Annotated in this window: 18 protein-coding genes and 1 riboswitch; of the genes, 5 read left to right on the top strand and 13 right to left on the bottom strand. The window is 36.1% G+C overall.

The features are described from left to right. Nucleotides 1-313: 313 nt before the first annotated feature. The 7 genes from Q1A47_RS10275 to aceA all read right to left on the bottom strand — a co-directional run bounded on the left by Q1A47_RS10275 (nucleotide 314) and on the right by aceA (nucleotide 8,408). Nucleotides 314-1,096 (bottom strand): VLRF1 family aeRF1-type release factor, encoded by a 783-nt coding sequence (locus tag Q1A47_RS10275; RefSeq protein ID WP_026680017.1) that lies wholly within the window; start codon nucleotides 1,094-1,096, stop codon nucleotides 314-316. Nucleotides 1,097-1,173: 77 nt separating this feature from the next. Then, complete coding sequence (locus Q1A47_RS10270; RefSeq protein WP_166529763.1) at nucleotides 1,174-1,488, bottom strand: multidrug efflux SMR transporter; 315 nt, start codon at nucleotides 1,486-1,488, stop codon at nucleotides 1,174-1,176. Between the two features lie 3 nt (nucleotides 1,489-1,491). Continuing rightward, nucleotides 1,492-1,827, bottom strand: coding sequence for a multidrug efflux SMR transporter (locus tag Q1A47_RS10265; protein WP_166529762.1), 336 nt, complete (start codon nucleotides 1,825-1,827; stop codon nucleotides 1,492-1,494). A gap of 84 nt (nucleotides 1,828-1,911) precedes the next feature. Beyond that, nucleotides 1,912-2,010: riboswitch (guanidine-I (ykkC/yxkD leader) on the bottom strand. Between the two features lie 68 nt (nucleotides 2,011-2,078). Continuing rightward, on the bottom strand, nucleotides 2,079-3,365 hold the full coding sequence (locus tag Q1A47_RS10260; RefSeq protein ID WP_166529761.1) for a hemolysin family protein: 1,287 nt from the start codon (nucleotides 3,363-3,365) through the stop codon (nucleotides 2,079-2,081). A gap of 371 nt (nucleotides 3,366-3,736) precedes the next feature. Continuing rightward, entirely contained in the window at nucleotides 3,737-5,227 is a 1,491-nt protein-coding gene (locus Q1A47_RS10255; RefSeq protein WP_166529760.1) for a BCCT family transporter, read from the bottom strand. Between the two features lie 396 nt (nucleotides 5,228-5,623). Continuing rightward, a complete protein-coding gene (locus Q1A47_RS10250) occupies nucleotides 5,624-6,859 on the bottom strand; it encodes a C40 family peptidase (RefSeq protein ID WP_026680012.1) in 1,236 nt (411 codons plus the stop codon). 265 nt (nucleotides 6,860-7,124) lie between these two features. Further along, a complete protein-coding gene (gene aceA, locus Q1A47_RS10245; protein WP_166529759.1) occupies nucleotides 7,125-8,408 on the bottom strand; it encodes an isocitrate lyase in 1,284 nt (427 codons plus the stop codon). Nucleotides 8,409-8,478: 70 nt separating this feature from the next. Between aceA and Q1A47_RS10240 the strand changes: the two genes are divergently transcribed. Further along, the gene (locus tag Q1A47_RS10240; RefSeq protein WP_205388785.1) at nucleotides 8,479-8,619 is read left to right on the top strand and encodes a hypothetical protein; all 141 of its coding nucleotides are present in this window, start codon (nucleotides 8,479-8,481) and stop codon (nucleotides 8,617-8,619) included. A 74-nt stretch (nucleotides 8,620-8,693) separates the two neighbouring features. Here Q1A47_RS10240 and Q1A47_RS10235 read toward each other — a convergent pair whose 3' ends face one another. After that, nucleotides 8,694-8,795 carry a YhfH family protein gene (locus Q1A47_RS10235; protein ID WP_200862539.1) on the bottom strand — a complete coding sequence of 34 codons (102 nt, stop codon included), beginning with the start codon at nucleotides 8,793-8,795 and terminating at the stop codon, nucleotides 8,694-8,696. A 179-nt stretch (nucleotides 8,796-8,974) separates the two neighbouring features. On the opposite strand from Q1A47_RS10235, the gene Q1A47_RS10230 reads away from it, so the two are divergent. Then, entirely contained in the window at nucleotides 8,975-10,003 is a 1,029-nt protein-coding gene (locus Q1A47_RS10230; RefSeq protein WP_246484484.1) for an aromatic acid exporter family protein, read from the top strand. A 222-nt stretch (nucleotides 10,004-10,225) separates the two neighbouring features. Here Q1A47_RS10230 and Q1A47_RS10225 read toward each other — a convergent pair whose 3' ends face one another. The 5 genes from Q1A47_RS10225 to Q1A47_RS10205 all read right to left on the bottom strand — a co-directional run bounded on the left by Q1A47_RS10225 (nucleotide 10,226) and on the right by Q1A47_RS10205 (nucleotide 13,772). Beyond that, nucleotides 10,226-10,855: a response regulator transcription factor gene (locus tag Q1A47_RS10225; protein WP_026680009.1), complete on the bottom strand. Its 630-nt coding sequence runs from the start codon at nucleotides 10,853-10,855 to the stop codon at nucleotides 10,226-10,228. Nucleotides 10,856-10,859: 4 nt separating this feature from the next. Next, a complete protein-coding gene (locus Q1A47_RS10220; protein WP_026680008.1) occupies nucleotides 10,860-11,888 on the bottom strand; it encodes a sensor histidine kinase in 1,029 nt (342 codons plus the stop codon). Further along, entirely contained in the window at nucleotides 11,885-12,616 is a 732-nt protein-coding gene (gene liaF, locus Q1A47_RS10215) for a cell wall-active antibiotics response protein LiaF (protein ID WP_026680007.1), read from the bottom strand. Before liaF ends, Q1A47_RS10220 begins: the two co-directional genes overlap by 4 nt. 148 nt (nucleotides 12,617-12,764) lie before the next feature. Further along, nucleotides 12,765-13,397: a PspA/IM30 family protein gene (locus Q1A47_RS10210; protein WP_026680006.1), complete on the bottom strand. Its 633-nt coding sequence runs from the start codon at nucleotides 13,395-13,397 to the stop codon at nucleotides 12,765-12,767. 18 nt (nucleotides 13,398-13,415) lie between these two features. Beyond that, nucleotides 13,416-13,772: a hypothetical protein gene (locus Q1A47_RS10205; protein ID WP_026680005.1), complete on the bottom strand. Its 357-nt coding sequence runs from the start codon at nucleotides 13,770-13,772 to the stop codon at nucleotides 13,416-13,418. A gap of 532 nt (nucleotides 13,773-14,304) precedes the next feature. On the opposite strand from Q1A47_RS10205, the gene Q1A47_RS10200 reads away from it, so the two are divergent. Genes Q1A47_RS10200 through Q1A47_RS10190 form a run of 3 tightly spaced genes read left to right on the top strand, consistent with a single transcriptional unit; the run spans nucleotide 14,305 to nucleotide 16,398 of the window. Beyond that, entirely contained in the window at nucleotides 14,305-14,631 is a 327-nt protein-coding gene (locus tag Q1A47_RS10200) for a DUF3862 domain-containing protein (protein ID WP_026680004.1), read from the top strand. Between the two features lie 2 nt (nucleotides 14,632-14,633). Next, on the top strand, nucleotides 14,634-15,509 hold the full coding sequence (locus tag Q1A47_RS10195) for an ABC transporter permease subunit (RefSeq protein ID WP_166529758.1): 876 nt from the start codon (nucleotides 14,634-14,636) through the stop codon (nucleotides 15,507-15,509). Beyond that, nucleotides 15,493-16,398, top strand: coding sequence for an ABC transporter permease subunit (locus tag Q1A47_RS10190; protein WP_246484482.1), 906 nt, complete (start codon nucleotides 15,493-15,495; stop codon nucleotides 16,396-16,398). The genes Q1A47_RS10195 and Q1A47_RS10190 overlap by 17 nt, the downstream gene beginning before the upstream one ends. Nucleotides 16,399-16,455 lie beyond the last annotated feature (57 nt).

The raw sequence follows: 16,455 nt of genomic DNA, 5'->3' as shown, positions 1-16,455 counted from the left end.
GTTCTTCTTTGCAAAGTTAGTTGAGGCCGTGCCCGCGGAAAGCGAAGTAATTCGTCGGAGCATTGCCAATATACATCTAACATTTCAAAATAACTACTTGGCTTAACGCAGTCATTACACTGATTTTATACTTTCTTAACTTACTACAAAAAATCCCACGATGCATGAATGGCACCGTGGTTTTTCCTTCATTCGCCATACTCGACGAAAGCTCGCGTTATAAAATATATTGCCTATTACTCCTTCTCACGGTCATTCATCTATTTTCGTTGCTTAAACTGCTCTAATCATTTAACCATAAAGTCCATTTATTTTATCCAAAAACTTCCTGAAGTATTTTTGATTCCTCATGATCAAGCATGTTTTTCTGAATAATTCGATCAATCGACTTATTCATTTGCTCTGCTAAAGACTGCGAAGATCCAGGTTCACCGATCACATATATTTTTTCCCAATCATTGTTTTTAGCGTGCTTATCCAACATTGGTGCGATCTTTTTGTACCATCGATGTTTATTTGCCTCATATCGGGATTGCAAATTATCTTTCTGAATAGATGGATTACCTGGACCCATTGCAGTCTTTTCTCGCCAGTTATCCGTCTCTAGATCTAATTCAAACGATTTTGTTTCATTAATTTCATTTAAGTAGGACTCTATAAACTTTACTTCATTTTGCTGCACAAGAATGATACCTGCTTTTGGATAGTCCTTTTTTAGCTTTTTCACTTGATCTAATACAGGTGTTTCCTGCCAAAAGAACGCGGTCTCTAATCTCAATTGGACACGTGCAGCAAACCAAACTTCTTCATCAGCTGTTGCAAAAACAATAACGCCCTTACGAAATTCCTGTTCATTTCCGCGAATAAATTTTTCTACTTTTTGCTTTACAAGTTGAAAGCTTTTAAGTTCTTCCTTGTTATTGGCTTCCTCTAAATATTGTTCAAAATTACGCATGCCATTTTTGAATTGTATTTTCCATTCTCCCCCCTGTTGCTCAGGATCAGAGGGATCAGTATTTAAGTACATGGTAAATACCTTATCCGATCCTTCTCTATGAACGGCTTCTAACTGCTTTATTTCATGATTTAAATCCATCACATCGGCACTCCTTTACGTTAGTTTTCAACGTTACTTAGTATTGTTTAACCGATTATAATAGCGTGTAAACATATCTAAGAGATTAGCTTTAAACCAATAGCAGCAGTTAGAATCATACTGATAAATAGGAGCCTCTTCCAGTCTCTAGACTCATGAAAGAATAACATCCCAGCTAAAGCACTACCTACTGTACCGATTCCTGTCCAAACAGCATAAGCAGTGCTCATTGGAATTATCCTCATTGCTATGCTTAAACAAGCAAAGCTTGTGACAAATCCGCCAATAAGCCAAATGAAGGAAGCTAGACTGCGTTGATGATTTATTTTATTTATCCCCATCACTCCAATTACTTCACTCACTCCCGCAATAATTAAAAATAGCCAATTCACTTCTTACACCTCTTCTCTTTCATCCGTGTTAGTGACCATTTTTAAGCCAAGCACACCAATCAACAGAACCATTATGAATACGATTTTTATCATACGAAAAGGCTCATCAAACAATACAATTTCGGCAATAACAGTCCCAGCTGTACCAATGCCTGTAAATACTGCATAACTGGTTCCAATTGGAAGCTTTCGGGAAGCAATAATAAGCAAATGCATACTTATATAAATTGCAAACACCGTTAATAACCAAGTAAATAAATTGTAAGAATGCTTTAAACCAATCACCCAACCAATTTCAAATAATCCAGCCACCAAAATAATTATCCAATTTTTATTCATTTATACCACCTCACAACTTTTAGAGTACCCAATTGTAGCTCAAACTCCATTAAAAAAACCGGAAAGATATCCATACGTAAGATATCCTCCCGGGCTTTTATCCCTCCGTGTACACGTATAACGTGCATTTCCTCTCGGACCAGACCAATTGAAAACAATTGCGGAACCCTAGGAAATCGCTATGCAATTCATTTAGATTATATACAGTCTATATAAGTGTGTCAACCCTTATAGCAAGGCATCACTAGAACTTACTTTTTCGTAATCCTTACCTCTTTTATTTGATATCCATCCATTTCTTCGACAGTAAATTGAAATCCTTCATGATCAATAATTGTTCCTTTTGTAGCATCTAAATTCTTCATAAAAATCCAGCCACCGATCGTATCAATTTCTTCATCTTCCAGATTAGTACCGATTAATTGATTTACTTCATCTAGTTGTAATTTACCTGAGACGATCTTATTCTTATGATCAACGTTTTCTATCATTGGTTTTTCATGGAGATCAAATTCATCTCGTATCTCGCCAACAATTTCTTCTAATATATCTTCTACAGTAATTAAACCAGCTGTGCCACCATATTCATCATTAACAATGGCCATATGGATTCGTTCCTTTTGCATTTTTAACAAAAGCTGCTTAATTGGTGTAGCCTCTGAAACATGAAGGATTGGTCGGATAAATTCTTCAATCAATATCGGCTTTTCCTCTTCTAGACGACCTGTGAATAAGGCTTTTATATTGACGAGACCAATAATCGTATCTTTATCCCCATCAGCTACAGGGTATCTGGTAAATTGTCCTTCTTGAATAACTTCAAGATTTACATCAAAACTATCATCTTTATAAAAACAAAGAATCTCAGTCCGCGGAGTCATAATGTTTTTTGCAAGTTGTTCATCAAACTCAAAAACATTGTTTACATACATCATTTCAGATTGATTGATTTTTCCACTTTTATAACTTTCCGAAAGAATTAAACGTAATTCCTCTTCCGTATGTGCAATTTCATGCTCCTTCACAGGTTTAAATCCAAATAATTGAATAAAAAGCCGGGCTGAGCCATTTAACAGCCAAATAAACGGATACATTATTTTATAAAAGAAGATAAGCGGTCTAGCAAGATATAACGTTACTGCCTCTGCCTTTTGAATGGCAATTGTCTTTGGTGCTAATTCGCCAATTACAACATGTAAATACGTGATTAACAAAAAGGCTATAGCAAATGATACTATAGAAGCAATTGTTTCATTCATTCCTATACTGTCAAACACGGGATGAAGAATTCTTTCCAGGGTTGGTTCACCTAGCCACCCTAATCCTAATGCCGTTACGGTAATTCCTAATTGACAAGCAGATAAATAGGCATCTAAATTATCGATAAGCTTTTTTGCATGAATCGCCTTTTTATTCCCTTCAGCAATTAAATGATCTATCCGAGTTGAACGAACTTTAACGATTGCAAATTCGGTTGCTACAAAGAATGCGGTCAGCATAATCAATATAGCAACCAATAATAAGTTTACAATTTCCAATTATAATCCTTGTATCATTAGATACAAGGATTCCACCTCCTGCATAATAATTTATTTATACCTTATCCGTTAGCAGGTGAATCACCTGTCAACATAACCACTAATCCTATGGCCTTCCCACGTGAATCACCTCCCTCTCTAATAGCTTTTATTTTACCCTATTCGTATCCTATCGTCTATTCTTATGTATGTGTAGAAAGTGACTAGAAGCAAGCAAAGGAGATAATTAAAGTAAGAGCCAAACGATCATTCGAAACCGTTCGGCCTTTTGCTAGTTCTAAACAATTGACTATGCTTTTAAACACTAATCAGCGAAGTGTGTTATTGTAGTACTGCACAACAACAGACAAGCATTCAAGCTATGTTACTAACTATTTTTTATAATCTTTTTTAATCATTCGCAAAAAGGTAACTACCATGAATAATAAAATCACAGTAAATGGCAGTGCCGAGATTAACGAAGCAGTTTGTAAGGCTTGAAGACCACCTGCCAATAGTAAAACTACAGCAATCGCCGTAATGAGCACACCCCATACAATTTTTGTTACTAAAGTAGGATTTAAGCTCCCTCTCGATGTCATTGACCCTAAAATATATGTCGCAGAATCAGCAGACGTAACCAGGAATGTAAAGATTAAAAAGATTGACAACAATGATAATACCGTTGTAAATGGCAAATGCTGATAGGTTTCAAATAAAGCTACTGCGACATCAGCATTCACTGCTTCTGCAATGGAACTACCATTAAATAGATCATTGTAAAGTGCTGTTCCACCAAACGCAGCAATCCATATACAAGCAATTGCAGGGGATACTACTAATACACCTATAACGTATTCTCGAATTGATCTTCCTCGTGATACGCGAGCAACAAATGCTCCAACAAATGGTGACCATGCTGTTGACCAAGCCCAGTAAAATATCGTCCACTCTCTCACCCATGTTTCACCTGAATAAGGCGTTAGTCGTAAACTATATTGGACAAAGTTTGTGAAATAATCTCCTAAACCCAATACAAATGTATTGAAAATAAATACTGTTGGTCCTGCTAATAATACAAAAACTAATAATAAGAGACATAAGCCTAAATTGATATTACTTAACCATTTAATTCCCTTATCTAATCCAGTACTGGATGAAATTAAATATGTAATTAACATAACCCCAGCTATAGCCATTTGAACCCATATTGACGTCGGTACATTAAATACAGATTTTAGTCCTCCATTCATTTGTAAGATTCCTAATCCTAAAGAGGTTGCAACCCCCATTACCGTAGCAATAACCGCAAGGGAGTCAATCGTATTACCAACCATCTTATTCTTACCAACAATTGGTTGAATAGATGTAGAGATTAAGCCCCTTTCTTTTTTCTTGAATTGAAGGTACGCAATTACTAATCCAACAACAGCGAAGACTGACCATTGGCTAATCCCCCAATGGAAGAAAGCATATCCCATTGCAACTCTTGCAGACTCTTCCGTCATGGATTCTAATTCTGGAAATGGTGTATCGAAGAAATGACTCATTGGTTCTGCCACACCCCAAAAGACTAACCCAGCACCAAATCCTGCTGAAAATAACATTCCAATCCAAGTAAAGAAGGAATACTCTGGTTTCGAATCAGAGGCACCTAGACGTATTTTTCCATATTTACTGAACGAAATTCCAATTAAGAACAGTATAAAAACAAAAACCGCTAATAAATAGAACCAACCAAAGTTTATCGTCGTAAAATCAAATAACTTTCCTGCTACATCCCCGAACTTCTTTGGCATTGTAGCACCAATAATTACTAGTAAAAATACAATGATGGCAGATACATAGAAAACGGGATTTTTGAATGCGCTATTTTTATTCATAACAGATCCTTTCTATAAGTTTTATGTACCATTTACGGGATACGGAACGTAAAGAGGCACATTTTATTATACCCCTTTTATTTTTTAACTAAACCTCAAATTTCCAGCTCAATACCCTCAAAAGAAACTAAGCATTTGGACTGCAAAACTTACTTCCATCAGACAAGCTTATAATCGTCGTAACATGAATTATACTAACTCTCCACAGGATAGGAAGGCTTCAGAGCAATATATTGCAAACAAAAGCTCTCGTTTTCAAAGAGTCTCGCTTATTTCAGCTGCTAAATGAATGATTCTAATCAAAAAAACGAACGATAATTAATTTCATCAACTAATCATCGCTCGTTTTTGATTGCTTCTTATTTACTTTTTCCAGACTCTTTTAAATACTATCTATTATCGTACACGACGTACATGACCTTTAAAATGATTTTTCCAATACCCAGTACTCATATCAGCTACAGCTAGACCAGTTGAATTTTGAGCTCCGATAAACTTGCCACCGCCAACATAAATTCCAACATGTCCATTTGTTTTATACGTATTAAAGAATACGAGGTCACCTGGTTGAATATTGCTATAGGATACTTTTGTACCAGTTCCGGCAAGGGAAGATGTCGTTGAAGGAATAGAATATCCTGCTTGACCAAATGCCCAAGATACAAATCCTGAACAATCAAATCCGCTTGGTCCTTTACCTCCCCATACATATGGTACACCAAGATATTGATAGCCAGCATTAATTGCTGTACTAATGCCACCGCCTCCAGAAGATACAGATGGTTTAGATGATGAACCGCTACTGCTTAATGTTTGAAGCTTTCCAGCTGAACTTGAATTTGAGTTTGAAGAAGAAACAGTTGGTCTTTGTTGCTGAGCAATACTTTGTTTCACTTCATTTTCTAAAGAAGCTAGATTACTATCTTTTACTTGAAGCTCTTCTTTTAATGCTACAAGATCCTGTTTCTTATTTTTTAATGCTTCTTTTTTATTTTCATTTTCTCGTTTTTGCTCATTAATGGTTGCTTGTACACCTTTTAATTCAACCTTCATATCCTTAAGCTCTTCAAGCTTAGCTAATACTTTATCCTGTTTTTCTTCTACTTCTTTTTTATCTTTCTCTTGTTTTTCCATCAACTGGGTATCTGAGTCGGATATTTTATTCACAGCAGATACACGGCTAATAAAGTCACTAAAGCTTTTAGAACCAAAAATAACTTCTAAATAGCTAACATTTCCACCACTCTGTTGATAAGAAACTACACGCTCTTTTAAAATGTTGTAACGTTTCTCAATAGCTTCCTCAAGTTGAACAATTTCATCCTCTAAAGCTTGTACTTCTTTTTCTTTTTTAGCAATATCGCTTTCTGTCTTATCCATCATTTTTTGATTTTCTTTAAGCGCATGATTAACGTTTTTTATCTCTTTATTTAAATCTTCTAATTCTATTAAAACATCTGCAATTTTCGCTTCTGCTTCTGATAGATTTGCTTTAATTTCATCACGATTATCTTGAATTTCAGACTGTTTATTCTTGAGGTCATCCATCGTTTCCGCATGTGCATCCATTGCAAATGCACTACTTAAACCGACGACTGTCACAGTCGCTACTGTTACGATTGATTTCTTCACCTTTCTCCCCCACTTCTTTTTATCACGTCTGCAAATAAAATATGTATATTTTGTAATTCTTTTGATGGTATTATGCAGTAATGTGAAACTAGACTAGATTATGTATCCTATTAACTTAGGCAATTAGTAGTATAACAGTTAAAAATTGCACACATATTATAGTAATATTACAATTATGTTTCAAATGTGACATAAAACCTCTTTTTCCATTAAAAAAGGCGTTCATTCGATGTAGAATGAACGCCTTAACCCAAGTTAATTTTCTTCAAAAAGAAGATGTAAATTGTTCCTCTTCTGTCGACCCCTTTAGTGCACCCGTTGAGAAACTACCACCAGATATTATTTGTGCTACTTCATCAAAATAGCCTGTTCCCACTTCGCGTTGATGACGTGTGGCACTATAACCAAATTGCTCACTAGCAAATTCTCCTTGCTGCAATTCGGAGTAGGCCTTCATTCCCTCATCTTTATATTTTCTAGACAGTTCAAACATACTATAGTTAAGAGCATGAAACCCTGCTAATGTAACAAATTGAAATTTGTAGCCTAATTCCCCTAATTTTTCTTGAAAAGTAGAAATTTCGTCATCCGATAACTTTTTCTTCCAATTAAATGATGGTGAGCAATTATAAGCTAGTAATTGATTTGGGTACTTTGCACGAATAGCTTCAGCAAACATGCTTGCTTCCTCCAAGTTTGGTTCTGATGTCTCACACCATACTAGATCTGCATATGGTGCATATGCTAGACCGCGGGCAATGGCTTGCTCAATTCCTGCTTTCGTTTTATAAAATCCCTCTGTCGTTCGCTCTCCAGTAATAAAACTAGCATCATATGGATCAACATCACTTGTAATTAAGTTAGCTGCGTTTGCATCTGTTCTAGCAATTATAATAGTAGGTGTTCCCATTACATCTGCGGCCAATCTAGCAGCAATTAGATTCCGTACTGCAGTCTGTGTTGGTAACAGTACTTTACCACCTAAATGACCACATTTCTTCTCTGATGATAACTGATCTTCAAAATGAACTGCTGATGCCCCGGCTTCAATCATAGATTTCATTAATTCATAGACATTTAATTGTCCCCCAAATCCAGCCTCTGCATCAGCGATAATTGGAGCATACCAATCAATTGTTTGCTTCCCTTCTGAAAAATAAATTTGATCAGCTCGTTGAAGTGCTTGATTAATCCGTTTTACCACATTCGGTACACTATTCACAGGATACAGGCTCTGATCTGGATACATTTGCCCTGCCATATTTGCGTCTGCAGCTACCTGCCAGCCACTGAGATAAATGGCTTTCAAACCTGCTTTAACTTGTTGAACAGCTTGGTTTCCAGTTAATGCCCCTAATGCATGAATATATTTTTCTGTATGCAACAGTTTCCATAGCTTACGTGAACCTAATTCTGCTAGTGAGTAGTTGAGGTCAATTGAACCCCTTAATCGAATAACATCATTAGCAGTATATGGTCGTTCTACTCCTGACCACCGTTGATTATTTTCCCATTCTTCTTTAATTATTTCTGCTCTACTATTTGTCATCATAATCCTCCTTTAAAATCAACTACGATATAGTGAAACTTCAATCTGTTAGGGTTTGGTTTTCCCCCTCTTGTTAGCACCAAAAGGATATGACCTAAAGGCCCTTAAACCAATCGGACATTTACTGGCAGTTGATCCCACACTTACCATTATTGGTTTCTATTACTTGATGTGGAGAGCTTACTGCCAGTTATATGCGGGTAAAATCTAATCTGTATGACTATTTGGCAACAATTATTGTTATAATACATATTTATTTATTATATAACAGAGCATATAAAAAAATTAGTCCTCCTTTTTAGATAGACAATAATCACATTCCTGTATATATCCATTAGTCTTCATCTTCTCTCCACAATCTGGACATCTTGCTGTTTCACTATTCATCAATTTAAGAACCTCCTTTTATATAACAATTTTATTTTTTGTATTTTGTTATAAAACAGTTTATGGTAATATTTGAAAAATTGCAACCCCTTTTTTAAACTTAGTTGAAAAAATTTTTTCGTTGTTGGAGAATAGATGATGGATAAGTGATTTAGGTTAAGACAGCTTAGGAGATGACGATGGTGAAACGATTTCATTTTATTGGGAGTAGAGTGGTTAAAACTGGAGTTGCTGTATTCATAACTGCTTGGATTTGCTCATTACTAAATATCCCGGCTGTATTTGCAGTTATTACAGCAATTGTAACAATAGAACCCACTGTTTCTGATTCTATTCGTAAGGGAATTATTCGATTTCCAGCTTCTGCAATTGGTTCTGCATATTCGGTATTTTTTATATTCTTATTCGGAAACTCTCCCTTAACATACGCACTAGCCGCAACATTTACGATCGTTACTTGTTTTAAGCTAAAACTACATGCTGGGCTTTTAGTAGCAACACTCACTGCTGTAGCAATGGTTGAAGTTATTCATAGCAATTACTTTATATCATTCTTGATTCGTTTAGGAACTACGACCCTTGGCCTATTAGTTTCCACAGGAGTGAACATGTTTGTTTTACCACCTGATTACACAAAAAATATTACAGTAAATATGGAGAGCATTCGTAAACAGACAGGAGATATGATCGCAAAAGTTTTTCAATGCATGGTCGATGTTGATAAGTCACCAATCACTATTAACCCAGCAGATCAAGTATACAAAAAAATACAGCTGACTGAGACACTCATTCGCTTTCAAAAAGATGAATCGAAATTCCATCCACTTGCTGATAGCGAGAGAAATTACTTTAAGATAATAGAAAAACAGCTGATATGTTTAAGGCTTATTCATTACCATACAGATAATGTACTCCATACTCCAAAGAACTTTAGAATGTGGGGAGAAAACGAACGAAGGATTATTTTACATGCAGTAGACGAACTCGTGGAAGGATTTTCACATGCGAAACAGTTTGAATCACAAAAGCATCAACAATGTTTGAAACAATTAAGTGAAATGTTTTGGGAAGAAAATGGTCTGTCAAAAAATAAACATGACTACGACGCCACCACTTTTCCTCCAGAACTTATTATTATTTATGAATTAATATCTATTTACCAACTAGCTGATCGTTATTTTGAGCGTAATCAAAAGTTAAACAATTAGATCGGCCGTGCAAAGACAAATAATATAGCGCTTGGAACTACTTTTTCCACTTCGAAGCAACTGGAAAATACATGACTCTAGTGATCAGAACAACCGTGAGGAGTTTGCAAAGGAATTGGTCTACTCACGAGAAGGCTGATCAAATGTCATGGGAAAATAGAATATGATAGCTATATGTATGACCTATCATTTGCGTCTTCTTTTAAGCATCATCTAGTTATGTTATTCCACTAGATGATGCTTAAATGCATAGATAACTGCCTGAGTACGATCCTGTACCTCCAGTTTACCTAGTAGATTACTTACATGTACCTTTACTGTTTTTAAAGAAATGAATAACTCATCAGCTATTTCCTGATTTGTTTTACCTTGAGCCAATAGGAGTAAAATTTCTTTCTCTCTTTCTGTTAACTGTTCATGTAATTCCACTTGCGGTGTACGCATGCGGTTCATAATCTTTCCAGTTACTTCTGGCTCAAGTACCGTTTGCCCTTGATACGTAGCACGAATAGCTTTGGCAATTTCTTCAGCCTTGGATGTTTTCAACATATAACTAGTAGCACCAGCTTCCAATGCCGGATAGACCTTTTCATCATCTAAGAAGCTAGTCACAATAATAATCTTTGCGTTTGGCCATTGTTCCATAATTAATTTTGTTGCTTCAATTCCATCCATATCTTTCATGACTAGATCCATTAAGATAATATCTGGTCTTAATTCTAATGCAAGTTCTACAGCTTTCTCACCATCATCAGCTTCTGCAATAACTTTAATATCAGGTTGAGCGGATAAATAGGAAGTGACTCCAATTCGAACCATTTCATGATCATCAGCAAATAAAACGTTAATCATTATTCTAATCCTCCTTTCCTAGATTCGGTACCTTTACTTCTATTCGTGTACCTTCATCTGGGAGACTAATTACCTTGAAGCTCCCACCTACCTCATACGCACGTTCTTGCATATTCTGTAAGCCGTAAGAGCCCGTCTTTATTTTTTCCATAACAAAACCAATACCGTTATCTGTTACTCGTAAAATTACGTTTTCATCTCTTTCAACAAGCATTACTTGTAATGTAGTTGCTTTTGCATGTCGCAGCGTATTTGACACTGCTTCCTGAAGGATACGAAACAATTGGTCCTCTACACCTTTATCTACAGTAAACGCCTCAACGTTCCAAGTAATATCCATTGGAACTTTTTGTGTTAATTCAAGCAATAATTCTTCTGCACCAGCTTGTAGGGATTTCCCCTTCAAGGCAACTGGCCGAAGATGTAGCAGTAATGCCCGCATCTCTAACTGAGATTGATGAATCATGTTTTCCACCATTCGCAGCTGCTTTTTCATTACAGTATCCTTAGGAGGGTTTGTTTCATTGATAGCCGACATCATCATGGAAGCAGCAAATAACTGTTGACTGACCGAATCATGTAATTCTCTTGCTAAGCGATTACGCTCCTGAACAACAATTTCTTGTAAGCTTTGTTCGCGTTCAGTAGCTCTTTCTGTTGCTAATCGCTGCGCTTGTTCTGTCTGAGCCCTAATTTTATTTTGTATTTGTCCCATATACCGGTGAATGTCTTCTAAATCTTTATACGCATCTATATCAAGGGTTAGTTTTTGACCTTTAATGATTTCATCCAGTTGTCTTTCTACGTGATGAATTCGTTGTCTCCAATAATATCCAGTTACTGTCCCAATAATCAATCCCGCAGCAACAGATATAACAAAAATAACTAGCACGAACGATACATCACCTAATTTTTGATCTACAATACGGCTCCAATCATTGACGAACGCGACAAGTGTTAACCCAACCATTGCAATTGATAGTAAAATACTAAACATAACAGCAGTAACAATATGACGCAAAATCATATTCATATTCGCTTCACCTCAATATCACCAGACAATAATGAGGTAACAATTTTCACACGTGGAACAACGGTATCATAATCTTTCGTTTGATAAAGCAAAGATTGATTCATCAATTTTTCATGGTAATGTCCCAATATATGCGCGCGTCCGAATACGGAACTATGGTGTATACTTACTTCAACATCATAAGGAACATAAATTTCCAAGTTACCAACCAAGTGACGTATAGAGATAACTGCTGTGTCTTTAGGAAGTACTGTATTACTTAAGTCAATAATCCGATCACCAAATGCACCATGAATATTAACATCTTTCCATTGATAGGCTGTTTCCTCTGTTCGTTGGTCATCAAATAGTTTATGGTCTAATAATGGTTGCTTACTTATAATTGTTTCATTCGCCTTATGCTGATTCCCCATTATGGAAGGTCTCAGAACTTCCGCTGCTTTTTTGGATTTGCTATAGTTAACCACAAACAAAACGATAGCGGCAATAATTAAGAACCTTACCGCAAGCATATTAAGAATCGCAAAAATAATACCAACCATACCGCTCCAAAAGATTACCTTTCCCCATAGACTGTGGAACTTTTTCCTTCCAATATAAATAAGCAAGGCAAAAAATAAAGCTGGAATTAGCATTCCGCCATGGAAAAATGTGAGCTCAATAATAAAGAGGATTACTCCAATGATCAATATCCAATTTAGAGTGTCCGTTGTTAATCGTTGAAACATGAAGTAAGCCTCCCTTCTTTATTATGTAAAACAGGCGCATCCACGTGCGCCTGTATAGTATATCATTTTTTTAATTGCTGACGAAGAGAAAGTGTGATATCTCGATGGTTTAATAGGAACGGCACCTGCCCACTTTAGTGATACTTATTTATACTTGCTCCTTTTCTTTCATTTCTTGTTCTAGTTTGGCTATTTTGTTATCAAATGTACTACGATAGTATGAATTATTAACTCGATACTCGAGTCCTTCGATGTATCTTTCCATCTCCGCAAATTTAGAAAAAGGTTTATCGGATGTTTCGTCTACCACTTTGTTCATCTGATGGTTGGCACGTGCAACATTTTCTCGACCCATTAGCTCCATCCTGCGTAGATGCATATCTTTTAGCTTATGCTTCATATCTTCATACTTCTGCTCTAAGGTGTCTAATTCTTGTTCCGCCTCATCACGTGATGCTTTCAATCGCTCTGCACGAGCTTGATATTCTTCGTGTTCCCTCACTGCAAATGCATGCATTTGCTCTTCTCCTGCTTTCTCAGCAATTTCTGCTTGTTTTAGACGTTTTTCAGCTAGGTCATTAGCCATCTGATACTCTTTTGTAAACTCATCCTTTAACTTATATTGTCTTTCCACAAGCTTTCGCACTTTTTCTTTTTCCTGTTCACTTTGACGTAAGTAATGATTTAATGCTGCAATTGGATTCTTTTGTTCCTTCTGATCCATAAGGTTATGAAGATCACTCGTTACAGAATCTTTAATACGTGTAAATATATTTGTCATTTTTCATGCTCTCCTTTTTTAGTGATGATTTATTTCAGCCCATTCACGCTCAAAATTAGTAAATGGGTCATCTGATTGAACTTCATGAACGATTGGTTCATGGTCTTCTTTTTTCCAGCTTTTATATATAAAGTAAAGTCCAATTGCTGCCACAACACCTATTAATGCAAACATATTTGAAATAGTGATGCTTAACACAATCAGCCCTAAGATAACCCAACCAATCTTTCCAATTGTTGAGTCACTTTTCATAAATTGTTTAAAGATAATGTAAAGTAGCCATATTCCTAAACCTAAAAACACCATTGGTCCCAAGTTTGCTACTAATACGATCAATGCAGCTAACCCTGCTAGAAATAATAGAAATTTCTTCACTTTGTTTCCTCCTTTCTTTATCTTAATTCCATATTACAGAAGTGTAGGGATTATCGTAATGAACTACAGCCATATTTTGAACTAGTACCTGAGACGTAGAAAAGTGTTAAATTGCAGAACAAAAGCGCCCGCGTTTAGAAACGTAGCAACTGGAGCGAGCCAGCAGTAGATAAAGGAATTATGTGCTTGCGACTCGATGATGATTTAAATTAGGGCGATTCGTGAAGTCGCCTCGTTTCTGGGTCTGGAGCTAAGTGACCCATGTTCATCTGTGTCGCTATCGCTTCGCTTATATATTAAATAGGTTGCTTATTAAATTCTCACCATAAACACAAACACTGTAAGTCTTTAATATAAAACCATTTATTCGAACAAAACTAGCAAGGGTGAAGAAGTGATTTTCGTGATAAATAGTTAGGAAGCTATGTTCTAAGCATATAAAACTCACTCTGAATCGGGTGAATTTTCAATCTTATATGCTAAAATAAAGTATAAGTCTAAAAAAGGAAAACTAATTTGGGGGATGAAATTTATGAAAGTGTTTCCACAGATTTCTTTAATGTTTATACTGGTTGCGGCATTACTGACAGGGTGTGACGAGGGAGAGGCACAAAATCCAGATGGTCCTGTGACGATCCAGCAATATAACCAACTGGAGAATAGAATGGAATTCGATGATGTAATTGACATGCTGGGACAGCCGGATCTTATTAATTTCAAAGAAAATACGGAGGATGAAGTGGAATTCATCGATGAAAACACCTTGTACAGCTGGGATGGCGCAGCTCCGGACTCCGGAATAACTTTACGTTTCAGAGACGGGAAACTTTCCAGTAAACAACAGGTAGGTCTTGAGTAGGTATGTGGAATAATATTGCCAAGTCTTTCAGAGAAATTACTCTTATTCTATTCGTTATATTGCTAATTAGCTGTACACCTGGGTTATTCCAAACCCAGAGCTTTACCTATTTCTTACAAACTTTGGGGGCTGGGATTTTTTATCTATTTCAGCCGCAGAAAATAATCGTTCCATTAAGCAATGGTGAGGAAGTAACTTTCTTTGCAGCGGTTTCCAACGCATATTTAAATTCCATTATCATTATACTTGGCTCCCTAATTTTATCCATTATTGTATCCATTCTATTTACATATGTATTTCACATGCTGGCAGCACCTATTAAAAAAGCGCTATCTGGGGTTTTTTTTATCATCGAAGCCATGCCGGATGTGTTAATCGTTTTATTATCTATCCAGTTTTTTATCTGGATTTTTAAGACTACAGGAATTTCTCTGGGGATTTACGAGTTTGGCGGGAAGACGATATACCTCTTGCCAATACTGGCATTAAGTTCCATTCCAACGATCTACCTGTTTAAATATATGGTAGCAGGAATTGCTGAGGAAAAGACCAAACACTATTATTTATTTTCACAATCAAGAGGCTTCGGGGAAAGCTATATCTTTTTCGTTCATCTATTCAGAAACACACTTTTAACACTCCTTCAATATTACAAAAATATCTTTCTGTACATGATTTCAAGCTTATTAATACTGGAAATTATTTTGCGGTTAAGCGGGATCATGAGCTTTGTCAAAGTGTATGGAATCGGAGACTTCCGAATATTAATGTGGGTGCTTATTATGCTGTATTTCCCTCTATATCTATTCAACAGAATAGGGGAATACGTAGTAAACAAATGGACGTTTAGCAAGGAGGTTGATGAGAGTGTTGGGTAAAGTAAACATGAAAATCTGTATAGGCATTCTATTGATCTTGATCCTTGTGTTTTTCAGTTTCTTTCCCAATCTAATTCTCTCAAAGAAGCAGGCACCCTCCATTATGCTGGATGACAATGGTGACTTTATCGGGAAGCCGCCCTATTCTCCCGTGGAGTTTCCTCCTTTTGGGACAAATGTTATGGGAGAGTCTTTAATTTACAACATACTGGCCGGTGCGAAATATACCATTATCTTTGTCCTTATTGTATGCTTGTTCCGTTTTCTCATTTCTTCCGGTTTAGCACTTATATATGCATTTTATATTCATAAGTTTAGAAATCTGGTACAACGTGTTGTAGAGATTACTTATATTATTCCACCTGTTATTATTGTCTTTTTTTTGCTTGCACCAATGCTCTGGTTCTTTCAGGAAGACAGTTTCCGCTTTATGTTTTTGCTGGTGCTTGTATTAATTGGTATTGGCACACCTCCCTTAACGTTATTAATAGGAGATGAGATAAAAGGGGAACTGCACAAGGATTATATCAAGATTGCAAAATTACAAGGCGTGAGTAACTTTTATATTTTTAAAAAGCACATATGGAGAAACATAAAACCAAGGATTGGTATTTTCTTTATTCAGAATAATATTCAGTTACTCTTATTATTAATTCATTTGGGAGTACTGGGAATATTCATTGGAGGTAGCAGAAAAATAGATATTACGGAGGAGAATACTACGTCTCTCTCCATCACCAATGAATGGGGTGGATTAATTGGTTCTTCCTATCAGGAATTTTTACATCATCCATGGATCGTAATGTCTCCTCTGTTTTCATTTATGATATTGATTATTTTACTAAAAATCGTACTGGCAGGAATAGAAGAGTCGACCAAATTAAAATAGTTACATATTTCGAATATTAGCTTTTGTGTTAAAATTAATGGAACAGTTCGTGTAAGA

Source organism: uncultured Virgibacillus sp. (assembly GCF_947495635.1).
Classification (GTDB): Bacteria; Bacillota; Bacilli; order Bacillales; family Amphibacillaceae; genus Virgibacillus; species Virgibacillus salarius.
The sequence above is the reverse complement of the archived record's forward strand: the minus strand, read 5'-3'. Positions and strand labels throughout refer to the sequence as shown.